The following is a 20,397-nucleotide window of genomic DNA, read 5'->3' as shown; positions in this document are numbered from 1 at the left end:
CAGTCATTCGCCGCGCGAGGGCCGAGGGATACGCCGGGTTGGCGGCGGAAGGAGCACTTCGCGTCGCGCTCACTCCGCCGGGAAGGCCTCACCCGCAGCATGTCCGTGCCTCTCACGCGCGGCCTCACGCGGGTCGTACGAAAGTACCCGTCGGCCAATCCACGGACCGACCCGCTTCTCGACACCGTCCGCAAGGCTGAACCCGGCAGGGACAAGCAGCAGTGTGAGCAAGGTCGAGAGAGCAAGTCCACCGATCACCACAATACCCATCGGGGCTCGCCAGCCGGCATCGCCGCCGAGCGAGACAGCCGTGGGCACCATGCCCGCAATCATCGCCACGGTGGTCATCACGATCGGCTGGGCGCGCTTGTGGCCGGCCTCGATAATCGCCTCCAGCTTGGGCGTTCCCTTGGCCATCTCCTCGATCGCAAAGTCGATCAGCAGGATCGAGTTCTTGGCAACGATCCCGAAGAGCATGAGGACGCCGATAAAGACGGGGAGCGACAATGCCTGACCTGTCGCAAGCAGCAGCAGCAGCCCGCCCAGCGGCGCCAGGAACAGCGAGCCCATGTTCACCAGAGGCGAAATGAACCGGCGATAGAGCAGGACGAGGACCGAGAAGACGAGCAGCACACCGGCAGCCAGCGCCACCATGAAGTTGTAGAGCATCTCCTGCTGCCAGCGATCCTCACCAGCAGGGGCGTTGGACACGCCCTGCGGCAGGTTCTTCATGATCGGCAGCGCCTTGATCGCCGCATCGGCAGTGCCTTTGACCACGCCTGGAGGGAGGTCGGCACCGACAAAGACGCGGCGGTTCTGATTGTAGCGCTGAATGCTCGTCGGCCCTGATCCGAACCCGATGGTCGCCACGCGCGAAAGCGGGACCGAGCCGCCCGATGTGGTCGGCACGGGAAGGTTCTGCAACGTGGACAGATCGCGGCGTGAGGAAACAGGGAGCTTGACCCGGATCGGCACCTGACGGTCCGAAAGCGAGAACTTGGCGCTGTTCTGATCGATTTCGCCCTGGGTGGCGATGCGGATGACCTGGCTCAGTTCCTGCGTGGTCACCCCCAGGGATGCGGCCAGATCGAGATGCGGCGTGATCACGATCTCCGGCCGCCGCAAATCGGAACTGATGCGCGGTGCGACCACTTGCTTAAGCTGGCTCATCTGCTCGACAAGCGTCTGCGCTGTCTTCTGCAGCAGGTCTGGATCAGAGCCGGAGAGCATGACGCTGATGGCCCGGCCCGAACCGCCGCCGGGACCGCCGCCATTCTGGTTCATGAAGCTGACGCGCGCATCGGCAACCTTTTGCAGGCGCGGCGTCAGCGCGCGTTCGAAAGCCATGCTGGACCGCTCGCGGTTGCGCTTCAGTTCCAGGAAAATGCGGCCATTGCCTTCATTGATGCGCTCAAGCGCAACGTCGATCTCAGGCTCATCCTTCACGAGCGCGAGGATTTCATCGACCTTTTGTTCGGTCTGCTCAATCGTGGTTCCAGGCACCATCTCGATAGTGATGCGGCTGAAATCGCCGTCCGTCTCAGGGAAGAACTGCGACGGAATGACGAAGAAAAGGACCACAGTGAAGGCGAGCGCTCCGGTTGCGACGCCCATCATCCACAAACGGTGATCACGCAGCCGTGCACGGAACCAGCGCCGCGGGAAGCGTTCGCGGTAGGCGGCAACGCCGCTGGTATCGAGCGACCACTGGAGCACCCGCATGTAGCGCTGCATCCAGGGCCCGTTGCCATGCTCTGCCTCGCCGTGCGCCTTCAGGAAGTAGGCAGCTATCATCGGTGTGATCATGCGGGCCACGAGCAGCGAGAACAGCACCGCAATGACCACGGTCAGGCCGAAGTTCTTGAAGAACTGCCCCGAGACGCCGGGCATCAGCGCCACGGGGAGAAACACCGCAACGATCGAGAAAGTCGTAGCAACGACCGCCAGACCGATCTCGTCGGCCGCGTCGATGGCGGCCTGATACGCCGATTTGCCCATGCGCATGTGGCGCACGATGTTCTCGATCTCCACGATCGCATCGTCGACGAGGACGCCCGCGACGAGGCCCAGCGCGAGTAGCGACATCGTGTTGAGCGTAAATCCGATCAGGCTCATCAGCCAGAACGTCGGGATCGAGGACAGCGGAATGGCGATGGCAGACACGATCGTCGCACGCCAATCGCGCAGGAAGAAGAACACCACGATAACCGCCAGCACGGCACCCTCGACCATCGCCGACATCGAGGACTTGTACTGATCCTTGGTGTAGCCGACGCTGGAGAACAGCTGGATGAAATGCACCCGGCCGTTCTGTTCCTTCTCGATCTTGCCGAGTTCCTTGACCGTATCGTCAAACACGCTGACGTCGGATTGCCCGCGTGCACGAGCGATGCTGAAGGTCACGACGGGCTTGCCGTTGTGCTTGGCGATCGATGTGATCTCGCTGAAGCTGTCTCGAACATCGGCAACATCTGAAAGCCGGACGGTACGCCCACCGGAGATGCCCACCTCGGTGCGGGAGAGCTCGAAGGCGCTCTCGGCATTGCCGAGCACGCGCACGGCCTGGCGCGACCCTGCCACTTCGGCGCGGCCGCCCGCGGCGTTGAGATTGACTTGACGCAGCGCGGCATTGATCTGCGTGGCGGTAACGCCTTGTGCCTTCATCCGCATCGGATCGAGGGTGACCGCGATTTCGCGGCTCACCCCGCCATTGCGATCGACTTCGGCCATGCCGGGAACCGAGAGCAGACGCTTTCGCACGGTATCGTCGATAAACCACGAGAGCTGCTCGATGGTCATGTCATCGGCAGACACCGCAAAGTAGGCGATTGGGTCTGACGACGTTTGCGCCTTGACCACTTGTGGTTCGAGGATGCCTTCCGGCAGATCTCCGCGAACCTGATCAACCGCGTTCTTGACCTCGTTTACCGCGGCATTGATGTCCGTCCCGATGACGAACTGCACCATTGTCTGACTGGAGCCTTCGGTCGCCGTCGATGTCAGCGTATCCACCCCGGCAATCGTCCGGACCGCAGATTCGATGCGCTGCGTGATCTGGTTCTCGATCTCAGTCGGGGCAGCGCCCGGCTGGGAAATCGTGACAATGACCATCGGAAATTCAATGTCCGGCTGGTCCTGCACCTTCATGCTCATGAAGGCCACGATCCCCGCCAAGGTGAGACCGAGGAACAGGACTATCGGCACTACCGGGTTGCGGATCGACCAAGCGGAGATGTTGCGGAAGTTCATGCGCGGCGCCCCTCGCTCACGAGCCGGGGCGGGGGGTGGATGCGGCAGCACTTGCCACGACCGGCCGCACGACATCCCCCGGGTTGAGGAACCCGCCAGCGCGCATCACCACCCGTTCGTCGCCCGAAAGGCCTTCGGCAATCACGATGCCTTGCGCCGTCACGTCGCCGGTCTTCACCGCCCGCCGCTCGACCTTGTTGCCCTGACCAACCACATAGACAAAGGGTCCCGTCTGATCGGACAGGATGGCCGATTCCGGCAACATCGGTGCCGTGACCGAACCACTGCGGATCTGCGCGCTTGCAAAGCCGCCGGGACGGAGCGCGCGGTCATAGGCCAGCGCGATGCGGGCGATGCCCTCACGCGTTTGCGCATCGATCGTTGGCGAAAGCTGCCAGATCTGGCCGGTGAAAGGACTGCTCGTGCCGACCGGTGTCACTTCAGCCGCCTGGCCGACCGCGAGCCGCGCGAGATCATTCTCGGCGAGGCGCGCCTGCATTTCGAACTGGCCATCCTTGGCGATCCGGAACAGGACCCCGCTGCCGGGGCTGACGATCTGGCCGGGCTCGACCCCGCGCGTGAGCACGAGACCTGCAGCCGGAGCAACGATGTTCAGCCGCGCACTGCTTGCACGAAGCTGGCCTAGTTCAGCGGCCGCGACCTGGACCTGAGCGACGGCGGCGTCACGCGTCGCGGTGAGGCGATCGACATCCGCCTTGGAAATGAACCCGCGCTCGACCAGCTTGAGTGCGCGGTCGAGGTTCGCCTGCGCGATCCGCGCGTTGGCGCGCTGAACTTCGATATTGGCCGCCTGGCCGGCGATCTGCTGCGCCTGGACTGAACGATCAACCACGGCAAGAACCTGCCCGGCCCGGACCCAATCGCCCGCATCGACCAGCACGCTGATGACGCGGCCGCCTTCGCCGGCGATGCCCACCGGCATTTCGCGCCGTGCCGCAATCGTGCCGCTGGCGGTGATCGTGCCGGTTACGCTGGTGCGGCCAGGGGCAATGACGCTGACCGACTGGGCCTGTGCATTGCGGGCAGACGCTGCGTCTGTCGCCGCTGGCGCCTTGTGCATCAGGTACCAGCCGAGAGCGAGTACAAGCGCGACGACAACCGCCACGATCGCCATGCGACCGCGCCCGCTACCGCCTGATCCGAGATCGACATCACCCATCGCCGGTTCAATGGCGGGCTGGATCCCGGTTCTGATCGTCGCTTCGTAATTCATCTCGTTCACGTGCCTTAGTCCCGGTCGGGCGACGAACTGCCGAAGACGACGACCGATCCCCATCCTGGCGGAAGTGTGTTATCCGACTATATCACTTCCCGCAAGCGCGGGAGCTTCGCTGTTGCCGCACGCAAGCTTTGTCTTAGCGCTGCATCCGACGAGTGACAATTGCGGCTCGACGAAGCGCATGAACTAATGATTTGAGCGTGGCGAGGTTGCAACCGCATTCGCGCCGCGAAGCCCAACCCTTCGGGGCAAACCAAAGCAAATGGCCGCCCCGGCGATCGGGACGGCCATTGCATGACGCAGAGCGCGTTCCTGGCAGGCGCCAGAATTTCAGAACTTCAGCTGGCGCTCGTAGAGATCGCGGTAATGTTGAATACGGGTCACGCGCAGGCCCTGCATGCCCGAGCGGTCGACGGCACGCTGCCAGGAGGCGAACTCCTCGAGCGTAAGGCTATAGCGTTCGCAAACCTCGTCAATCGTGAGGAGGCCGCCGTTGACGGCCGCGACGACTTCGGCCTTGCGGCGCACGACCCACCGGGTGGTCGAGGGCGGCGGAAGGCTGTCGAGCGTCAACGGCTCCCCGAGGGGGCCAATGACTTGCGAAGGCTTGATCTTCTGGTTCTCAATCATGTCAATTCTCGTCTGGTCGACGTTGCGGGGCGACTTCGGGAACTGACCCCTTTGTGGCGTCCACATCATTTCCAATCGTTGAAGAGGCGGGGTTAACAAGCTCTTCAACTTCCGTTTCAACGCTCCTGAGCAACACCGCAGCCGGTTCATGGAAACTGGAACCAGTCCAACCGTGAGGTCCGGATGTGTTGCTATTCGAACCCGAACTCCGGGCAACTACCGATCCTGCCTCTGCCCCTGGCAGCACACCACGGGTATCGTGCGCCGCCACCAGCCGGGCGCACAATTCGCTCCAGCCGAGCGGGCGCAACCCGCGGTTCGAATCGCCAGGAGGTGGCGGCCATGAATCGGAAAATCTCATCTCCATGAGCCGGGCTCTAGCCCACGGTCCTATAAGGGAGGGTAAAGCCCGCCTTCACCAAGAGTTAGCTTTTGCCTCCACGGGCTCAAGCAGGACTCGTGCCCATTTTGATCTGCCACTGGCGCACGAAAGGCCCTATGGGGCGGGAATGCAAAGCAAGTTGGGCACAAACGGGATGGTCGCGACTCCCGGCAGCGAGACTGATCCGGCCGCCGGGCTGAAGCTTAGCGAGCGCGATGTCGCACAACTTTTTTCTCTCCCCACCGGAAAGGGACCACGGCGAATCGTCGTCGCCATGTCCGGTGGTGTCGACAGTTCGGTTGTCGCCGGGCTTGCCGCTGCGAGCGGGGCCGAAGTGATTGGCGTGACGCTGCAGCTCTACGACTACGGCGCCGCTACCGGTCGCAAGGGGGCCTGCTGTGCCGGCGACGATATCCGCGACGCCCGCGCGGTCGCTGATCGGCTCGGCATCGCGCACTATGTGTTCGATCATGAATCGCGATTTCGCGAGGACGTGGTCGAGCGATTTGCGGACGACTACCTCGCCGGGCGTACGCCGATCCCGTGCATTCGCTGCAACATGGGGCCGAAGTTCACCGACCTGCTCACCATGGCGCGCGATCTTGGCGCAGACTGCCTCGCCACGGGTCACTATGTGCAGCGCATCGAGACTGCGCAGGGGCCCGAGCTTCATCGCGCGGTCGACCCTGCCCGTGATCAGTCGTACTTTCTCTATGGCACGACCGCGGAGCAATTGGCGTTCCTGCGCTTTCCACTCGGCGGTCTGCCCAAGCCCGAGGTGCGCGCTATGGCATCGGCGCTGGGCCTCGGTGTCGCCGCCAAGCCCGACAGCCAGGACATCTGCTTCGTGCCGGATGGCGACTACGCAGCAATCGTCACCAAGATCCGGCCGGAAGGTTCGGCACCGGGCGAGATTGTCCATGCCGAAACCGGCGCCGTTCTGGGAACGCATCGCGGCGTGATCCACTACACTGTCGGCCAGCGCCGCGGGCTCGAGATCGGCGGGCAAAGCGAACCGCTTTACGTGACGGCGCTGGACGCAGCGGCACGCCAGGTGATCGTCGGGCCCAAGGCCATGCTCGCTGTCGGTTCGGCCCGACTGGGCGAAACCAATCGCATCGGCCCGATGCCGAGCGGGCCATCGCTCACGGCCAAGGTCCGCTCGCTGGCCAAGCCGGTGCCCGTCGAAGTCGATGGCTCGCTGGGCGAGGGGCAGTCCTGCGTGATCCGCTTCCTGCAGCCGGAATACGGTGTCGCTCCCGGGCAAGCTGCTGTGCTTTATGACGGCGAGCGGGTGATCGGGGGCGGCTGGATCGAGGAAACGACGCCCTGGGCCGGGGGCAATTGAAGCTTCAGTTGCCCCAAGGCTCCAGCACGCAGCCCCAGCCTTCACGGTAGCTTGCGGTCTGTCGCGCGATCAGCGGAAAACGGGCCGTGACGCTGCGCGTGGACGTATCCTCGGACAGCGTGATGAGATCCATTCCAGGCTCGAAATCCTTCCGGCAATCGCCCAGCGATCTGCCACCGACAAAACGGCAGGAGCAGGCGACCCGTGCGCCGTACGCAGTCCCGGTGACCGCATAGCCGTGAAGCTGGGGCCAGATAAATGCCCCGGCTGCGACCATGACGGCAAGCACAAGCAATCCCCAGCGCAGGCGCCGCCTGCGCGGCTGCGTGGGAGGGGAGGCCGGTGTGGGGGATGCTGCTGGTTTGACCATTGCCATACGGGGTCGATCTGGAGGAAAGCTGGCCGCCTGATGGCCCGCCCTTTCCTTGCCCTTATCGCTCCGCTCACGCTTGTGCCAGCCCTGTTCGGCTGCAGCCCGGCTGCGCCGCCCCCGCCCCCGCCCGTATCCGCCGAAGCGCTGAAAGCGGTCTCGGAAAATCCCGGTGTGCCGCGCGAAGAACTGGCGCGGCGCGTCGACGCGCTGTTCAGCGAGAAGGACGCAGCGGAAACCCGTGCCCTGATCGTCATGCAGGGCGGGCGCGTGATCGCCGAGCGCTATGCGCCGGGCTATCACGAGAACACCCGCTTCGTGAGCTGGTCGATGGCAAAATCGATCACCGGCGTCATGATCGGCATGCTCATCTCGGACGGTCGGCTGCGGCTGGACGAGCCTGCGCCGATTCCCGCCTGGCAACGCCCGGGCGACCCGCGCGGCGAGATCACGCTGCGCCAGTTGCTCCAGATGCGGTCTGGCCTGCGCCATGCCGAGGCCATCTCGCCGCCGTGGAAATCGGACGAAGTTCGCATGCTGTTTCTCGACGGGCGCGATGCGATGGCTCGCTACGCCGAGGATCAGCCGCTGCAGTATGAGCCGGGACGCAAATGGGTCTATTCGACGGCCACCAGCGTGATTCTCGCCGATCTCGCAGCACGCGTGCTCTCTCCGGCACCGGACCCCGAGAGCCGCCGCCGCGCCGTGTCGGAGTACCTCCGAACGCGGTTGTTCGACCCCGTCGGCATGCACTCGATGCTGCCCGAATTCGATGCCTCAGGCACCCTCATCGGTGGCAGCCTGATCCATGGCTCGGCCCGCGACTGGGCGCGCTTCGGCGAGTTCCTGCGCAATCGGGGCGCGGTGGCGGGCGCGCAGCTGGTCCCGCGCCAATGGATCGACTTCATGGTGACGCCCTCCCCGCGGGAGACGCAGTATGGCGCACAGATCTGGCTCAACCGGACGCCGACGACGGGCAAGCCCGCCCTCTTCCCGGAGCGCGGGCCGCGCGACCTGTTTGCCTGCCTTGGCCACCTTGGCCAGTTTGTGCTGGTATCCCCATCCCGGCAGCTGGTCGTGGTCCGCCTGGGGAAGACGCAGGAGGACCGGCTCGATCCAGTAACGGCGCGGCTTGGTGAACTGGTCGCGCTGTTTCAGCGATCCACCTAGGGCCACTCAGCGCCGGGGAGGCCCACCCTGCGCCAGAAGCGCCGAGCTGGTCCCATCGGCCGCCGGCGCGAGCAGGTCATGCGCGCCGAGGTCTGCCTCATCGACATGGCCATCCGGATCGGGGTGGATCAGGATTTCAACGCCGGGGAATGCCTCGAGCAGCTTTGCCTCGATCTCGTCCATCACCCGATGCGCTTCGGTTACGGTCATCCGTCCATCGACCCAGACATGGAACTGCACGAAATCCCGGTTGCCGCTGGTGCGGGTACGCAGATCGTGCAGACCCTTGAGTTCAGGATGCTGGGCCACAACAGCGAGAAAGCGTTCGCGCTTTTCGAGTGGCCATTCGTGATCCATCAACTGCTCGATCGCAGCCTGCGATGCATTCCAGGCACCCCAGCCGAGCCAGAGCGCAATGCCGAAAGCGAACAGCGCATCCGCACCGGCAAGCCCCAGCCAGTGATCCAGCGCCAATGCGGCGATCACCGCAATGTTGAGCACAAGATCGGAGGCATAGTGCAGATTGTCCGTCGCGATGGCCAGGCTGCCGGTCGCCCGGATCACGCGGCGCTGATAGGCGAGGAGCAGAAGCGTTGCCCCGATCGCAACCAGCGACACAAGCATGCCCGCTTCCGCCTCGCCCGGGCGTCCGCCGCCCATGAACTCGTCGATCGCGCGCCAGGCGAGGCCCAGCGCCGATAGCGAAATCAGCACGACCTGGAACATGGCGGCGAGAGCTTCGGCCTTGCCGTGGCCGAACCGGTGATTCGCATCGGCAGGCTGTGCACCGATCCATACGCCAAGCAATGTGGCCATGCTGGCAACAAGATCCAGCCCCGTATCGGCAAGGCTGCCGAGCATCGCGGTGGAACCGGTCGCCACGACCGCATAACCCTTCATCGCCAGCAGCAGCGCCGCGACGGAAATGCTGGCATAAGCAGCGCGGCGGTTGAGATCGCCGTGATCAGGGCTGCGGGTCATATCCATCGAAGAACCTCGCTATCGCTCATGGGTAGAGCAGCGAGCTAGTCCAATCGCCGCCTTCCAGCCGCGTGAAGCGGCGGCGTTCGTGGAGGCGATAGGCCCGATCCTGCCAGAACTCGATGGCATGCGGCGTCACGCGATAGCCGGACCAGTGCGCGGGGCGCGGGACGGATCCATCGGGATACTGCGCACGCAGCGCTTCGACCCGCGTCATGTAGACATCGCGTGATGGCAAGGTGCGAGATTGATCCGAGGCGGCAGAGCCGAGGCGCGACTCCGGATGGCGGCTCGCAAAATAGGCGTCCGCTTCGGCCGGAGTGACTTCCTTGATCGTGCCTTCGATTCGCACCTGACGACGCAGGCTTTTCCAGTGAAACAGCAGCGCGACCTGGGGATTCGCTGCCAGCTCACCACCCTTTCGGCTTTCGAAATTGGTGTAGAAAACAAATCCATCGGGCCCGTGGCCCTTGAGTAGAACCATGCGGACCGAGGGAGCCGCGCCGGGCGTGGCTGTCGCCAGCGCCATGGCATTCGGATCGTTGGGCTCGCTTGCCTTCGCCTCGGCAAACCAGTCCTCAAAGATGGCGAAGGGATCGGACTCGGGAATGGCTTCATCTTGGGCATCGGTGGGCACGGCTTGGGTCCTGTCCATTCCAGATCGCGGGCATTCGGTCGCCGTTGCCCTAGCTTAGCCGAACTGCAGTGCAAAGCGAGCCTTGCGGGTAAGCGGGCGCGACCCTAGCTAGAGGTTATGGCTGATCCTTATTCCATTCTTGGCGTGCCGCGCACTGCGAGCGAGAAGGACATCAAGTCCGCCTATCGCACGCTTGCGAAGGAACTGCATCCCGACCGCAATGCAGGAAAGCCCAATGCAGCCGAGCGCTTTGCCGAAGTGACGCAGGCCTATGACCTGCTGTCCGACAAGGACAAGCGCGCCCGGTTCGACCGCGGGGAGATTGACGCGGACGGCAACCCCGCCGGCCCCTTCGGTTTCGGCGGCGGCGCGGGAGGCGGTTTTGCCGGGGCGCAGCGCGGTTATCGCCATGACGGCTTCGAAGGCTTCGGCGGAGCCGGCAATGAAGGCATAGATCTCGGCGACATCTTCGAAGGCCTGTTCGGCGGGCGCGGCGGAATGGGGGCTGGCGCAGGCGCAGGCGCGGGTGCGCGGCGGCGCCCGGCCCCGCGCGGCGCGAACGTAACCTACGCGCTGAAGGTTCCTTTCAACGAGGCGGCCCGGCGCGAGCCGCAGCGGGTGACTCTGGCTGACGGCAAGACAATCGACCTCAAGCTTCCACCCGGCCTGGTGGATGGGCAGCAGGTCCGTCTCGGCGGCAAGGGAGAGCAGGGCCCGGGCGGCTTTGGCGATGCGATCGTCACCATCGAGATTCTGCCAAGCCCCTATTTTCAGCGGGACGGTGACAACATCCTGCTCGAGGTACCGATCAGTCTCGACGAGGCAGTTGGAGGCGCAAAGGTTCGCATTCCGACGGTCGAAGGCCCGGTGATGATGACCGTCGCGGCGGGGAGCACCAGCGGCAAGGTACTACGGCTCAAGGGGCGCGGCTTCACGCGCAAGAACGGCGAGCGCGGGGATCAACTGGTAACCCTCCTGGTGGACATTCCCGCAGAGGATCCCGATCTCAAGGCGCGCCTCGAAGGCTGGCGTGACAGCCGCGATTTGCGTGCCCGGTTCGCAGTCTAGCATCATGGGCGGCGACGCCTCCGAGCGCACGCCGCCCGGGCCTGCCGAGCCGAGCCTTCCGGTGGCCGACCTTTCCCCTGAGGCCCGGCGGCGCGCAGCGGTGGCTCAGCGCCGCGGGCTGGTCGACCTCGACACCAGCCGCGCATTGCGCCTGCGCGCGCTCGAAGTGCTGCGCCGGGTGTGGACAGGCGTGATCCTCGACGGCACGATCCACGCGGGCAATTTCGCCTACATGGTGCTCATTGCGCTATTCCCGTTCTTCATCACCGGAGCTGCGATGTTTTCGTTGGTGGGGGAGGCGGACGATCGGACGGCCGCGGTAAACACCGTGTTGATGGCCATGCCGCCTGTGGTTGCAAACGTCCTTTCACCCGTCGCCCATGCCGTGATCGAGGCCCGCACCGGCGGCTTGCTCTGGATTGGCGGCCTTGTGGGCCTGTGGACCGTCGGCAGTCTGGTCGAGACGATCCGGGATATTCTGCGCCGCGCCTACGGAACCAGCGTGGTCCATGGCTTCTGGCGCTACCGGCTCATGTCGACCGGACTTATCATCGCGTCGGTCGTCCTTATTCTGGTGTCGATCGCTGCGCAGGTGGTCATCGGCACGGTGATGGAGACGGTCACGACGTTTCTGCCGAGGGCGACGAACCTCATCGCCGCTCTGGCACTATACCGTGTGATCCCGGCGCTGGTGCTGTTTGGCTCGCTGTGGCTACTGTTCATCTCACTGACGCCGCGCGCTTACAGTTCCCGGGTCTATCCAAAGTGGCCAGGTGCGCTCTTCGTTACCCTATGGTGGCTGGCGGTTACCACGGTACTGCCCAAGCTTCTGCGGCACCTGTTCGTCTACGATCTGACTTACGGAAGCCTGGCCGGGGTGATGATCACGCTTTTCTTTTTTTGGCTGATTGGCCTAGGGATGGTCGTAGGAGCCGAACTCAACGCTGCTCTGGCTGAAACGCCGGAGGAGCAGGACCTGGTTGGGCAGGCCGACAACCGGGCTCGCGCCGCGAAAGCAGGCGCGGCCGTCCAGATGCAACAGGATGAGTGAAGCAAGAGGTCGCATGACAGGACTTATGGAAGGAAAGCGCGGCCTGATCATGGGCCTCGCCAATGACAAGTCGCTCGCTTGGGGAATCGCTCGCAAGCTGCATGAACAAGGCGCCGAGCTCGCCTTTTCCTATCAGGGAGAAGCGCTCGAGAAGCGCGTTCGTCCGCTGGCCGCCAGCCTCGACAGCGATTTCCTGATTGAATGCGACGTCTCCGACATGGCCGCGCTCGATACGGCATTCGACACGTTGGCTGCGCGCTGGCCGACAATCGACTTTGTTGTCCATGCCATCGGCTTTTCCGACAAGACGGAGCTGCGCGGGAAATTCATGGACACCTCGCTCGACAACTTCCTGATGACGATGAACATCTCGGTATACAGCATGGTGGCCGTGACCCGGCGCGCCGCCGCGATGATGCCGCAGGTCGAGGACGAAAACGGCGTCATGAGTGGCGGCGGATCGATCCTGACGCTCACTTACTATGGCGCCGAGAAGGTCGTCCCGCATTACAACGTGATGGGGGTGGCAAAGGCCGCGCTCGAGGCTAGCGTGCGCTACCTCGCCAATGACTGCGGCCCCGAGGGCATTCGCGTCAATGCGCTGTCAGCTGGCCCGATCAAGACGCTCGCCGCGAGCGGGATCGGCGATTTCCGCTATATCCTCAAGTGGAACGAGCTCAACTCACCCTTGCGGCGCAACGTTACAATCGAAGACGTTGGCGGAGCCGGGCTATACCTGCTGTCCGACTTGTCTTCAGGCGTGACCGGCGAAGTGCATCATGTCGATTCGGGTTATCACACCGTTGGCATGAAGCAGGAGGATGCCCCGGATATCGCGCTTGGCTGATGCGAAAGCCCGGTTGATCAGGGCGGGGGCGGAGCTGTGAGGGGCGCGCCCGCCGTGGACGGCGCTGGCGCGGCAGTCTGCGTCTCGCCGTCGCGCTCGCGCTTCAGCTTGGCCTCGTATTCCTTTTCCAGCACTTCGACCCGCGCTTGCTCGGCCGCCGTATCGGCGTCGATAGTCTTGAGCCGCTTGGCGCGCTCTTCGTCGATGAGCTTGCCGAACTGAACGTCGCTGGACTGCTTTTTCTCGGCATAGGCGCTGTTGATGAGCTGCGACATGCAACCGGTGGCTCCTCCCGCTCCGATCGGCGAGCAGGAATTGGTCCCAAACGCGCCCACGGTTTCGTAGGCTTTGACCCGCTGCGTCCAACCCTGGTTGACCGAATCATTGGGGTTATCGCGCAGCGGCTTGGGGATACGGAAACGCTCGGATTCATCCTTGCGGGCGCAGACCGTGATCGAACCATCGGTCGAAGCCGGGCAGGGATCGTCGCCATAGACGATCAACTGGTTGATCTTCTCGCTCGGATTGTCCTGCGCTTGCGCGGCCGCCGGCAGCGGCATTCCGAGAAGCGCAACAAGGGCCATTGCGGGGGCAAGGGCAGCGAAGGATTGGCGCTTCATCGCGGTTAGGCTCCAGCTAGGGGTAATGCCGGGTGATATAAGGCCTCGACGGCGTGAACGATAGCTGAAGTCAGTACCTTGCGGTGGATCAAGCGGACTTCGATCAGATACGTTTCGACACCGCAATCGCCACACGGCAACCCATGCGGATTGCATTGAAAAGCAGCGGATAGGCCGGCGCGCGCTCCGCCCCGGATGCAAGCGCTGTATCGCGGTGCTCGCGCTCGTCATCCCGAAACTCGCGGATCAATGTCGAAAGCTCAGGGTCCTCATCGCCCAGCTGATCAAGCTGAGCGGTATAGTGACGGTCAATTTCGGTTTCGATGGCGGCGGTGCAGGCCATCGCCGCTTCGGGTCCGATCAGCGCCGTCGCGGCGCCAAGGGCAAATCCCGCTGCGGACCAAAGCGGCTGCAACACGGTCGGGCGTACGCCGCGCTTCACGAGTAGCGCGTCGAACCGTTCGCGGTGCGAAGCTTCCTGCTGGGCCATCGCGGCAATTTCACCGGAGATGGACGTGCGGTCGCCCATGACGGCCAGTTGCCCGGCATAGATGCGAATGGCTCCAAACTCTCCGGCCTGGTTGACCCTGATCATCGCTTCGCGTGTTTCAGTCATCGCGTAAGTCCCTTGCTGCGGCGGCTGAGGAGCACAAGGATCAGCGCCGAACAGGCTACCGAAATCAGGAAGTTGAAGCCAGCAAGGCTCACCCCGAACAAGGTCCAGGCCGGCGTATCGCACCGGATCAGCGGAGCATTCATGATCGATGCAAGCGGGTCGCTGCCGAGGCTGGTCGATGAACACGCCGTGGGCCCTTGCCACCATCCATATTCAACACCGGCGTGGAAGGCACCAATGGCGCCGCTCACGCCGATCGCAACTGCCGCCAGAACGACGAGTGCCCTGCCAAGGCGCGTTCCTCGCGTTACATATGCGGCAAGGGCAAACCCGATTGCCGCAAAGTGGGGGTATCGCTGCCACCAGCACATATCGCACGGTGCGAGGCCGAAACCATATTGCGCGATATAGACCGTCAGGATCAGTGCACTCGGCACCAACACGGCCAAGAGATATGCCCCCTGCTCGGGTCCTGTCACCGGCTTCGTCATACGATCACCGCTTGCGGGCAGCGAGCGCCTGTGGGGCGGTCCGCCCCAGCGTCTGAAGCGCATAGTAGAGCTGGAAGTCGTCGATGCCCTTGGCCTTGAGCTCCTCGGGCGTCATCTTGAAGCGGGGATCCTGCACCTTGTCGCGCTCGAGATCCTTGTCGTCCTTGATCTCGTTGATCAGGTGGCCGCGGAGGTCGCTTTCACGGTAGAACCGGAGCGCGCGCTTGCGCAGGTCCGGGTCCGAGATCTGCGGCACGGCAATATCGGGATCGATTCCACCTTCCTGCACCGAACGGCCGGACGGGGTATAGTAGCGCGCCGTAGTGAGCTTGAGCGCGGTATCGCGAGTCAACGGCATCAGCGTCTGCACACTCCCCTTGCCGAAGCTGCGCTGGCCCATGAGAACCGCGCGGTGCTGATCCTGCAGAGCGCCTGCGACGATCTCGGAAGCGGAGGCAGAGCCTTCGTTGATCAGGACGACCATCGGAATACCCTTCGCGATATCGCCAGGGGTCATCGATTCGGCGTTGTAGGTCTCGTTGTCGCGCGGATAACGCCCGCGCTGCGAAACGATCACGCCGTGATCCAGAAACAGGTCGGAAAGCGCCACCGCCTGATCAAGCAATCCACCCGGGTTGCCGCGCAAGTCTAGCACCAGCCCGGTCACCCTGCCGCCGGTCTTGGCCTTGATCTGCTTGAACGCATCGAGCACTTCGCTGCCGACGTTGGCGCTGAAGCTCGAGACGGAAATCACACCGACATTGCCGTCGACCTTCCAGTCGACCGGCTTCAATTCTATGATCTGGCGCGTGATCTTGACCTCGATCGGTTCATCGCGGCCAGTGCGGAACAGGGTGAGGCCGATCGTGGTGCCAGGAGGCCCGCGCATCTGGTCAACCGCTTCATCGAGCGTGCCGCCGTAAATCAGCTTTCCGTTGATATGGGTGATGTAGTCGCCAGCCTTGACGCCGGCGGCGTCTGCCGGGCTGCCCTTGGTGGGAGCGATGACCTTGACCGCACCATCATCCATCGTGACCGAAAGACCGAGCCCGCCATACGAACCATCGGTCTGCGTGCGCAGGTTCTCGAAATCACGCGCATCGAGATACGAACTGTGCGGATCGAGTGCAGCAAGCATGCCGTTGATCGCGCCCTTGATCAGTTTGTCGTCATCGACCGGTTCGACATAGCTCGTCTTGATCCGCTCGTAGACAGCCATCAGCTTGCTGAATTCCGGCCCGGAGCGAGCATCCACGGCGGCAAGGCCGGCGGTAGTCGCCGGAATGAACGCGACGGCACTGACAAGCGCAGCGGCACGTAGCAGGGGAACGAACTTGAACGCCATGATCGTCTTTCGGCAAAGAGTGCAGAGCCTTGGGTCCGCTTCTATAGAGCCGGGACGATTAACGCCAGATGCGCCGGAGCCATGCAGAAAGGGCAATCAGCGACCGACGAGTGCGAGCGGATTGACCGGTGTGCCATCCTTGCGGAGTTCGATCGTCACCGTAGGCCGGCCCTGCCCGGCGAGGCCCAGCGGCGATCCTTGCAGCACATTTGCCGCGACAGTAACGTCGAGCCGCCCAAGGTTGGTGATCAGCGATGTCCAGCCACCATCATGGTCGATGATGATGATCCGCCCGAAACCGCGATAGTCTCCGGCAAAGGCAACCCGGCCTGCCGCAGGCGCGACAATCTGCGCACCCGCTGCAGGTGCCAGGGTCACGCCGATCGAGCGGGTGGCGCCAGTAGCATCGCCGAACCCGCTGACGATCCGGCCGCTCACCGGCATGATCCAGGAAAGGCCGTCACCAGTTGCGCGGTCAGGCGCTCGTTGATCGACAACGAGCATGGAACCAGGCCGGTCCGGGCGCGGCACTGGTCCGGGGAGGGCAGCCAACTGGCTGCGCAAGGTCCCGTCGGCCCGGAGTCGCTCCATAAGTGCCGTAATGTCGCGCGTATCCTCGGCAAGTGCCAGCGCACGATCAGCCTCGCGGCTGGCGATGCCTTGCGCACTGCGCGAAGCAATGCGCTGGCGGCTTTCCACCGCGACGAGTTGCTGGCGCCGTGCCGTCAGCGATTCTTCGCTCGACTTGAGGTTCACGGCAGCGTGCCGCGCCCTGTCTTGCAACTGGCGGCCGCGCACGATTTCCGAACGTAGTCCGGCTGTGCGGCGCTGAACTTCGGGAAGCATCGTCTCGAGAACGGCACGGAGATAGACGGTCTCGCGAAGCGTGTCGGCGCGCATCAGACTGAAAACGAGCGGGCGGCGGGACATCAACTGCAACGCCGCGGTAAGACGCACCACCGGCTCTTGCCGGGCAGCGATACGCAGCCGTAATGCCGCGCGCTGCTGGTCGATCTCCCGCACGCTGGCCTGCGCGATTGCAATCTCGGCCTCCGATTGCTGGATCCGCGCGGCAACTGCTGCTGCCTCACTGGCGGTCCGATCTGCCGCTGCCGTCGCGCGCCGCGCAGCATCCTCGAGCGCATCGCCGCGCTGACGGGCCTCCGCCAGCGCCCGTGTTGCCGCGCGCAGGGCGTCGCCAGCCTCGTCCGCTGATTCGAACGGAGCGTCCTGCGCCACAACCTGCCATCCGGCAGCGCATGCCAGCGCCAACGTCAAGGCGATCAAGGCAGCGCGTGACGTCATGGCTTCAGTCATCGCGGTGGTAAGGGTGGCCGGAAAGGATGCTCGTTGCCCTCCAGAGTTGTTCGGTGAGCATGGCGCGGGCGAGCATGTGCGGCCATGTGGCGGCGCCGAATGCAAGCAGAAGGTCCGCATCGGCTCTCAGCGCCCCATCGTGCCCGTCCGCAGCACCGATGAGGAAGCGCGCTTCGCGGATACCATCATCGCGCCAACGACCCAGCAGCGCGGCAAAGGCCGTGGATTTTAATTGCTCACCGCGCTCGTCCAACGCCACGGTGCGCACCGGCGTGGCGGCAGGAGTCGGTATTGTACCGCCCCGGTCGGGCAACTCCGTAACCTTGAATCCCCACGTGATCCGACGCGCATAGCGGTCAACCAGCTCCGCCTCGGGCGAGCGACCAATTTTTCCGCGGGCGATGACGTGCAGCAGCATGGTCGTGCCCTAGCCCAGAATGTCTGCGCAATGAATCCCTGCGTTTCCGGACCTGTGGAGCGCAGCTCCGGGCGTCAGGCGGCGCCCTGATCTCCGAACGCCCACATGCGCTCAAGATTGTAGAAACTGCGCACTTCCGGTCGGAACAAGTGAACGACAATATCGCCTGCGTCGATCAGCACCCAGTCCGCCGCAGGCAAGCCTTCGATCCGGACATGGCCGAATCCGCCCTGCTTGATGCGCTCTGCAAGCTTTTGCGCCATGGAAGCAACTTGCCGGGTCGACCGGCCCGAGGCGATCACCATGTGATCAGCCACCGAACTCTTGCCCTCAAGCGGGATCGTGACGATTTCCTGCGCCTGATCATCGTCGAGCGAGCGCAAGACCAGTTCCAGAACGGAACCAGGCGCAGCGGCCAAAGTTCCGGAAGCAGAACTGGAGGTGATACCGGCTTCGACCGGCAAGGGCTGTAGACTTGTCATGGGTGTGTAGATGGTCTCCATGGCTGACGGTTCAATAACTCCGGTTGGAAGAGCGGCAGCTGGTTCAATGCCGCTGACAGAAAACGAGAAGGCAGACTGGCGCTCAATGCGCCCTCGCCTCGGGTGCAGGCAGAATTGCCCGGTGGGTCAACATATCGCGCTGATGCGCATGTTCGGCGCGGCGATGCCAGTACGGATCAGCAGCACGGATCGCCGTGGCTGATCGGACGTCGGGGTCAAAGCGCAAGATGATCAGCGCCGGGGCGCTCCGCTTTGCGCCGATAAAATCCTGACTGTGCCGCCGACGCCAGCGGCGCAGCCATGCCATGGCGGGGCTCGCCATAGCTTTAGCATCATACCCCGGACGGGCGATAACGGCAATCGGCATCTCGCGTGCGATTCGCCGCCAGCCCCACCATCGATGAAACTGCGCAAGGTTGTCGGTTCCCATCAGCCACACAAAGCGTCGCCGAGGGTAGCGGCGCTTCAGCTTCCGAAGCGTATCGACGGTGTAGCGGGTACGAAGTTCTACCTCGACGGTCGTAACCCGGATCGGAGCTCCTCGCGCAGCCTTCCTGGCCGACGCAAATCGCGCCTCAATCGGCGCCATTCCGGCAACTGGCTTGAGCACGTTCCCAGGCGAAACCAGCCACCACACCTCATCCAACCCCAGCGCTTCAAGCGCGAAGAGGCTGATCCGCCGATGCGCCCCATGCGCGGGATTGAAACTGCCGCCAAGCAGGCCAGTGAGCACAGGTTTCAGGGGCGGATCTGCCCGGAACCAAGAACCAGCCACTTGTAGGTGGTAAGCCCCTCAAGCGCGACCGGACCACGCGCGTGCAGGCGGCCGGTGGCAATGCCGATCTCCGCGCCCAATCCGAACTCCCCGCCATCGGCGAACTGGCTCGAGGCATTGTGAATGACGATGGCGCTATCGACTTCCGACAAAAACCGTGTGGCGACAGCTTCATCTTCGGTCACGATGGTGTCGGTATGTCCCGAGGCGTGGCGGGCAATGTGCGCGAGCGCAGCGTCCAGACCGTCCACGACCGCAACCGAGAGCACGGCATCGAGATATTCCGTTTCCCAGTCCGCCGCGTCAGCCGGCTTGATCCGGGGATCAATTGCGCAGGCCCGTGCGTCGCCGCGCAGTTCGCATCCAGCTTCAAGCAGTGGCGCGACGAGACCGTGCGGATCCGGGAATTGCGCATCGACAAGCAGCGTCTCCAGAGCCCCGCAAACGCCGGTCCGGCGCATCTTGGCATTGAGCGCAATGGCGCTCGCCATCGCGGGATTGGCCGAGCGGTCGATGTATGCGTGATTGATCCCGTCGAGATGTGCGAGAACAGGCACGCGCGCATCGGCCTGGACCCTCGCCACAAGGCTCTTGCCGCCGCGCGGCACGATCATGTCGATCAATCCCTCCGCTGCGAGCATTGCGCCTACTGCTGCCCGGTCCTGCGTTGGCATCAGTTGTACCACCTCGGCGGGCACGCCGCCTTCGATCAGGCCTTCGACCAGGGCCGCATGGATTGCACGATTGGAGCGCGCTGCTTCGCTACCTCCCCGTAGCAACGCGGCGTTGCCCGAACGGACGCAAAGCGCGGCGGCATCAGCCGTAACATTCGGCCGGCTCTCGTAGATGATCCCGATCAGGCCAATCGGCACGCGCACGCGGCGCAGGACCATGCCGTTGGGGCGATGGCTTTCATCGATGATCTTGCCAACGGGGTCCTCAAGCGAGGCCACTTGCTCGACCGCAGAGGCCATTGCCTCGATCCGCGCCGGATCGAGGCGGAGCCGGTCGACCATGGCAGACGAAAGTCCCGCCGCGATGCCATCGACAACATCATGCCCATTGGCCTCGAGAATGGCCGGCGCGGCTCGCCGCAGCGCCTTGGCGCCAAGAAGAAGCGCCTCCGCACGCCTGGCAGACGGCAAGATTGCAAGCGCGCGCTGCGCTGCGCGGCCAGCACGGGCAAGCCCTTCGACAAGGGCCGAAGTGTCGATTGCGTCCCCGGCGTTGGGGAGATCACCGACTACGGGATGGGTAGAGACTAGCGCGTTCATGGCGCGCCCTTACCATCCCGGGCGCAGGCTGTCAGCCGGAATGGCCTTGCAAGCCCGACAGCCCG

The 20,397-nt window shown here is 64.0% G+C and carries 20 protein-coding genes; 5 read left to right on the top strand and 15 right to left on the bottom strand.

Annotated elements, in window-relative coordinates; translation table 11 throughout:
• Positions 1 to 69: 69 nt before the first annotated feature.
• From ACO056_RS02985 to ACO056_RS02975, 3 genes are all read right to left on the bottom strand, one after another.
• Positions 70 to 3,249 (bottom strand): efflux RND transporter permease subunit, encoded by a 3,180-nt coding sequence (locus tag ACO056_RS02985; protein ID WP_421851595.1) that lies wholly within the window; start codon positions 3,247 to 3,249, stop codon positions 70 to 72.
• A 16-nt stretch (positions 3,250 to 3,265) separates the two neighbouring features.
• The gene (locus ACO056_RS02980) at positions 3,266 to 4,483 is read right to left on the bottom strand and encodes an efflux RND transporter periplasmic adaptor subunit (RefSeq protein ID WP_421855273.1); all 1,218 of its coding nucleotides are present in this window, start codon (positions 4,481 to 4,483) and stop codon (positions 3,266 to 3,268) included.
• 336 nt (positions 4,484 to 4,819) lie between these two features.
• Positions 4,820 to 5,119: a DUF1153 domain-containing protein gene (locus ACO056_RS02975; RefSeq protein WP_147159651.1), complete on the bottom strand. Its 300-nt coding sequence runs from the start codon at positions 5,117 to 5,119 to the stop codon at positions 4,820 to 4,822.
• A gap of 536 nt (positions 5,120 to 5,655) precedes the next feature.
• Here ACO056_RS02975 and mnmA point away from each other — a divergent pair.
• Complete coding sequence (mnmA, locus tag ACO056_RS02970; RefSeq protein WP_421851591.1) at positions 5,656 to 6,849, top strand: tRNA 2-thiouridine(34) synthase MnmA; 1,194 nt, start codon at positions 5,656 to 5,658, stop codon at positions 6,847 to 6,849.
• A 4-nt stretch (positions 6,850 to 6,853) separates the two neighbouring features.
• Here mnmA and ACO056_RS02965 read toward each other — a convergent pair whose 3' ends face one another.
• Positions 6,854 to 6,982, bottom strand: a complete 129-nt coding sequence (locus ACO056_RS02965; protein ID WP_421851588.1) for a hypothetical protein — start codon at positions 6,980 to 6,982, stop codon at positions 6,854 to 6,856.
• Between the two features lie 276 nt (positions 6,983 to 7,258).
• On the opposite strand from ACO056_RS02965, the gene ACO056_RS02960 reads away from it, so the two are divergent.
• A complete protein-coding gene (locus tag ACO056_RS02960; RefSeq protein ID WP_421851584.1) occupies positions 7,259 to 8,389 on the top strand; it encodes a serine hydrolase domain-containing protein in 1,131 nt (376 codons plus the stop codon).
• A 6-nt stretch (positions 8,390 to 8,395) separates the two neighbouring features.
• On the opposite strand, the gene ACO056_RS02955 is transcribed toward ACO056_RS02960, so the two are convergent.
• Positions 8,396 to 9,376 carry a cation diffusion facilitator family transporter gene (locus ACO056_RS02955; RefSeq protein WP_421851581.1) on the bottom strand — a complete coding sequence of 327 codons (981 nt, stop codon included), beginning with the start codon at positions 9,374 to 9,376 and terminating at the stop codon, positions 8,396 to 8,398.
• 19 nt (positions 9,377 to 9,395) lie between these two features.
• Positions 9,396 to 10,025, bottom strand: a complete 630-nt coding sequence (gene pdxH / locus ACO056_RS02950; RefSeq protein WP_421851578.1) for a pyridoxamine 5'-phosphate oxidase — start codon at positions 10,023 to 10,025, stop codon at positions 9,396 to 9,398.
• 99 nt (positions 10,026 to 10,124) lie between these two features.
• On the opposite strand from pdxH, the gene ACO056_RS02945 reads away from it, so the two are divergent.
• The 3 genes from ACO056_RS02945 to fabI are packed head-to-tail and all read left to right on the top strand — an operon-like array spanning position 10,125 to position 12,973.
• Positions 10,125 to 11,075: a DnaJ C-terminal domain-containing protein gene (locus ACO056_RS02945; RefSeq protein ID WP_421851575.1), complete on the top strand. Its 951-nt coding sequence runs from the start codon at positions 10,125 to 10,127 to the stop codon at positions 11,073 to 11,075.
• 4 nt (positions 11,076 to 11,079) lie between these two features.
• The gene (locus ACO056_RS02940) at positions 11,080 to 12,126 is read left to right on the top strand and encodes a YihY/virulence factor BrkB family protein (protein ID WP_421851571.1); all 1,047 of its coding nucleotides are present in this window, start codon (positions 11,080 to 11,082) and stop codon (positions 12,124 to 12,126) included.
• A gap of 13 nt (positions 12,127 to 12,139) precedes the next feature.
• Positions 12,140 to 12,973, top strand: a complete 834-nt coding sequence (gene fabI, locus ACO056_RS02935; RefSeq protein ID WP_421851569.1) for an enoyl-ACP reductase FabI — start codon at positions 12,140 to 12,142, stop codon at positions 12,971 to 12,973.
• 17 nt (positions 12,974 to 12,990) lie between these two features.
• Here the strand turns inward: fabI and ACO056_RS02930 are convergent, their stop codons facing one another.
• The 9 genes from ACO056_RS02930 to ACO056_RS02890 form a co-directional block, all read right to left on the bottom strand.
• On the bottom strand, positions 12,991 to 13,593 hold the full coding sequence (locus ACO056_RS02930; protein WP_421851566.1) for a hypothetical protein: 603 nt from the start codon (positions 13,591 to 13,593) through the stop codon (positions 12,991 to 12,993).
• A 103-nt stretch (positions 13,594 to 13,696) separates the two neighbouring features.
• Positions 13,697 to 14,209, bottom strand: coding sequence for a demethoxyubiquinone hydroxylase family protein (locus ACO056_RS02925; protein WP_421851563.1), 513 nt, complete (start codon positions 14,207 to 14,209; stop codon positions 13,697 to 13,699).
• Positions 14,206 to 14,700, bottom strand: a complete 495-nt coding sequence (locus ACO056_RS02920; protein WP_421851561.1) for a disulfide bond formation protein B — start codon at positions 14,698 to 14,700, stop codon at positions 14,206 to 14,208. Before ACO056_RS02920 ends, ACO056_RS02925 begins: the two co-directional genes overlap by 4 nt.
• Before the next feature lie 4 nt (positions 14,701 to 14,704).
• Positions 14,705 to 16,045: a S41 family peptidase gene (locus ACO056_RS02915; protein WP_421851558.1), complete on the bottom strand. Its 1,341-nt coding sequence runs from the start codon at positions 16,043 to 16,045 to the stop codon at positions 14,705 to 14,707.
• A gap of 96 nt (positions 16,046 to 16,141) precedes the next feature.
• The gene (locus ACO056_RS02910; protein WP_421851555.1) at positions 16,142 to 17,350 is read right to left on the bottom strand and encodes a murein hydrolase activator EnvC family protein; all 1,209 of its coding nucleotides are present in this window, start codon (positions 17,348 to 17,350) and stop codon (positions 16,142 to 16,144) included.
• A gap of 4 nt (positions 17,351 to 17,354) precedes the next feature.
• Positions 17,355 to 17,780, bottom strand: a complete 426-nt coding sequence (locus ACO056_RS02905; protein ID WP_421851553.1) for a 23S rRNA (pseudouridine(1915)-N(3))-methyltransferase RlmH — start codon at positions 17,778 to 17,780, stop codon at positions 17,355 to 17,357.
• Between the two features lie 74 nt (positions 17,781 to 17,854).
• Positions 17,855 to 18,262, bottom strand: coding sequence for a ribosome silencing factor (gene rsfS / locus ACO056_RS02900; protein ID WP_421855270.1), 408 nt, complete (start codon positions 18,260 to 18,262; stop codon positions 17,855 to 17,857).
• 103 nt (positions 18,263 to 18,365) lie between these two features.
• A complete protein-coding gene (locus ACO056_RS02895; RefSeq protein WP_421851550.1) occupies positions 18,366 to 19,016 on the bottom strand; it encodes a nicotinate-nucleotide adenylyltransferase in 651 nt (216 codons plus the stop codon).
• Positions 19,017 to 19,021: 5 nt separating this feature from the next.
• Positions 19,022 to 20,332 (bottom strand): glutamate-5-semialdehyde dehydrogenase, encoded by a 1,311-nt coding sequence (locus ACO056_RS02890; RefSeq protein ID WP_421851547.1) that lies wholly within the window; start codon positions 20,330 to 20,332, stop codon positions 19,022 to 19,024.
• Between the last annotated feature and the right edge of the window lie 65 nt (positions 20,333 to 20,397).

This window comes from Novosphingobium sp. (assembly GCF_965228995.1).
Taxonomy (GTDB): domain Bacteria; phylum Pseudomonadota; class Alphaproteobacteria; order Sphingomonadales; family Sphingomonadaceae; genus Novosphingobium.
The sequence above is the reverse complement of the archived record's forward strand: the minus strand, read 5'-3'. Positions and strand labels throughout refer to the sequence as shown.

What these genes read in the sequence shown, in the direction of transcription:
- ACO056_RS02985 (WP_421851595.1), bottom strand. Translation starts at nt 3,249, where the DNA reads ATGAACTTCCGCAACATCTCCGCTTGGTCGATCCGCAACCCGGTAGTG.
- ACO056_RS02980 (WP_421855273.1), bottom strand. Translation starts at nt 4,483, where the DNA reads ATGAATTACGAAGCGACGATCAGAACCGGGATCCAGCCCGCCATTGAA.
- ACO056_RS02975 (WP_147159651.1), bottom strand. Translation starts at nt 5,119, where the DNA reads ATGATTGAGAACCAGAAGATCAAGCCTTCGCAAGTCATTGGCCCCCTC.
- mnmA (WP_421851591.1), top strand. Translation starts at nt 5,656, where the DNA reads ATGGTCGCGACTCCCGGCAGCGAGACTGATCCGGCCGCCGGGCTGAAG.
- ACO056_RS02965 (WP_421851588.1), bottom strand. Translation starts at nt 6,982, where the DNA reads ATGGATCTCATCACGCTGTCCGAGGATACGTCCACGCGCAGCGTCACG.
- ACO056_RS02960 (WP_421851584.1), top strand. Translation starts at nt 7,259, where the DNA reads ATGGCCCGCCCTTTCCTTGCCCTTATCGCTCCGCTCACGCTTGTGCCA.
- ACO056_RS02955 (WP_421851581.1), bottom strand. Translation starts at nt 9,376, where the DNA reads ATGGATATGACCCGCAGCCCTGATCACGGCGATCTCAACCGCCGCGCT.
- pdxH (WP_421851578.1), bottom strand. Translation starts at nt 10,025, where the DNA reads ATGGACAGGACCCAAGCCGTGCCCACCGATGCCCAAGATGAAGCCATT.
- ACO056_RS02945 (WP_421851575.1), top strand. Translation starts at nt 10,125, where the DNA reads ATGGCTGATCCTTATTCCATTCTTGGCGTGCCGCGCACTGCGAGCGAG.
- ACO056_RS02940 (WP_421851571.1), top strand. Translation starts at nt 11,080, where the DNA reads ATGGGCGGCGACGCCTCCGAGCGCACGCCGCCCGGGCCTGCCGAGCCG.
- fabI (WP_421851569.1), top strand. Translation starts at nt 12,140, where the DNA reads ATGACAGGACTTATGGAAGGAAAGCGCGGCCTGATCATGGGCCTCGCC.
- ACO056_RS02930 (WP_421851566.1), bottom strand. Translation starts at nt 13,593, where the DNA reads ATGAAGCGCCAATCCTTCGCTGCCCTTGCCCCCGCAATGGCCCTTGTT.
- ACO056_RS02925 (WP_421851563.1), bottom strand. Translation starts at nt 14,209, where the DNA reads ATGACTGAAACACGCGAAGCGATGATCAGGGTCAACCAGGCCGGAGAG.
- ACO056_RS02920 (WP_421851561.1), bottom strand. Translation starts at nt 14,700, where the DNA reads ATGACGAAGCCGGTGACAGGACCCGAGCAGGGGGCATATCTCTTGGCC.
- ACO056_RS02915 (WP_421851558.1), bottom strand. Translation starts at nt 16,045, where the DNA reads ATGGCGTTCAAGTTCGTTCCCCTGCTACGTGCCGCTGCGCTTGTCAGT.
- ACO056_RS02910 (WP_421851555.1), bottom strand. Translation starts at nt 17,350, where the DNA reads ATGACGTCACGCGCTGCCTTGATCGCCTTGACGTTGGCGCTGGCATGC.
- ACO056_RS02905 (WP_421851553.1), bottom strand. Translation starts at nt 17,780, where the DNA reads ATGCTGCTGCACGTCATCGCCCGCGGAAAAATTGGTCGCTCGCCCGAG.
- rsfS (WP_421855270.1), bottom strand. Translation starts at nt 18,262, where the DNA reads ATGACAAGTCTACAGCCCTTGCCGGTCGAAGCCGGTATCACCTCCAGT.
- ACO056_RS02890 (WP_421851547.1), bottom strand. Translation starts at nt 20,332, where the DNA reads ATGAACGCGCTAGTCTCTACCCATCCCGTAGTCGGTGATCTCCCCAAC.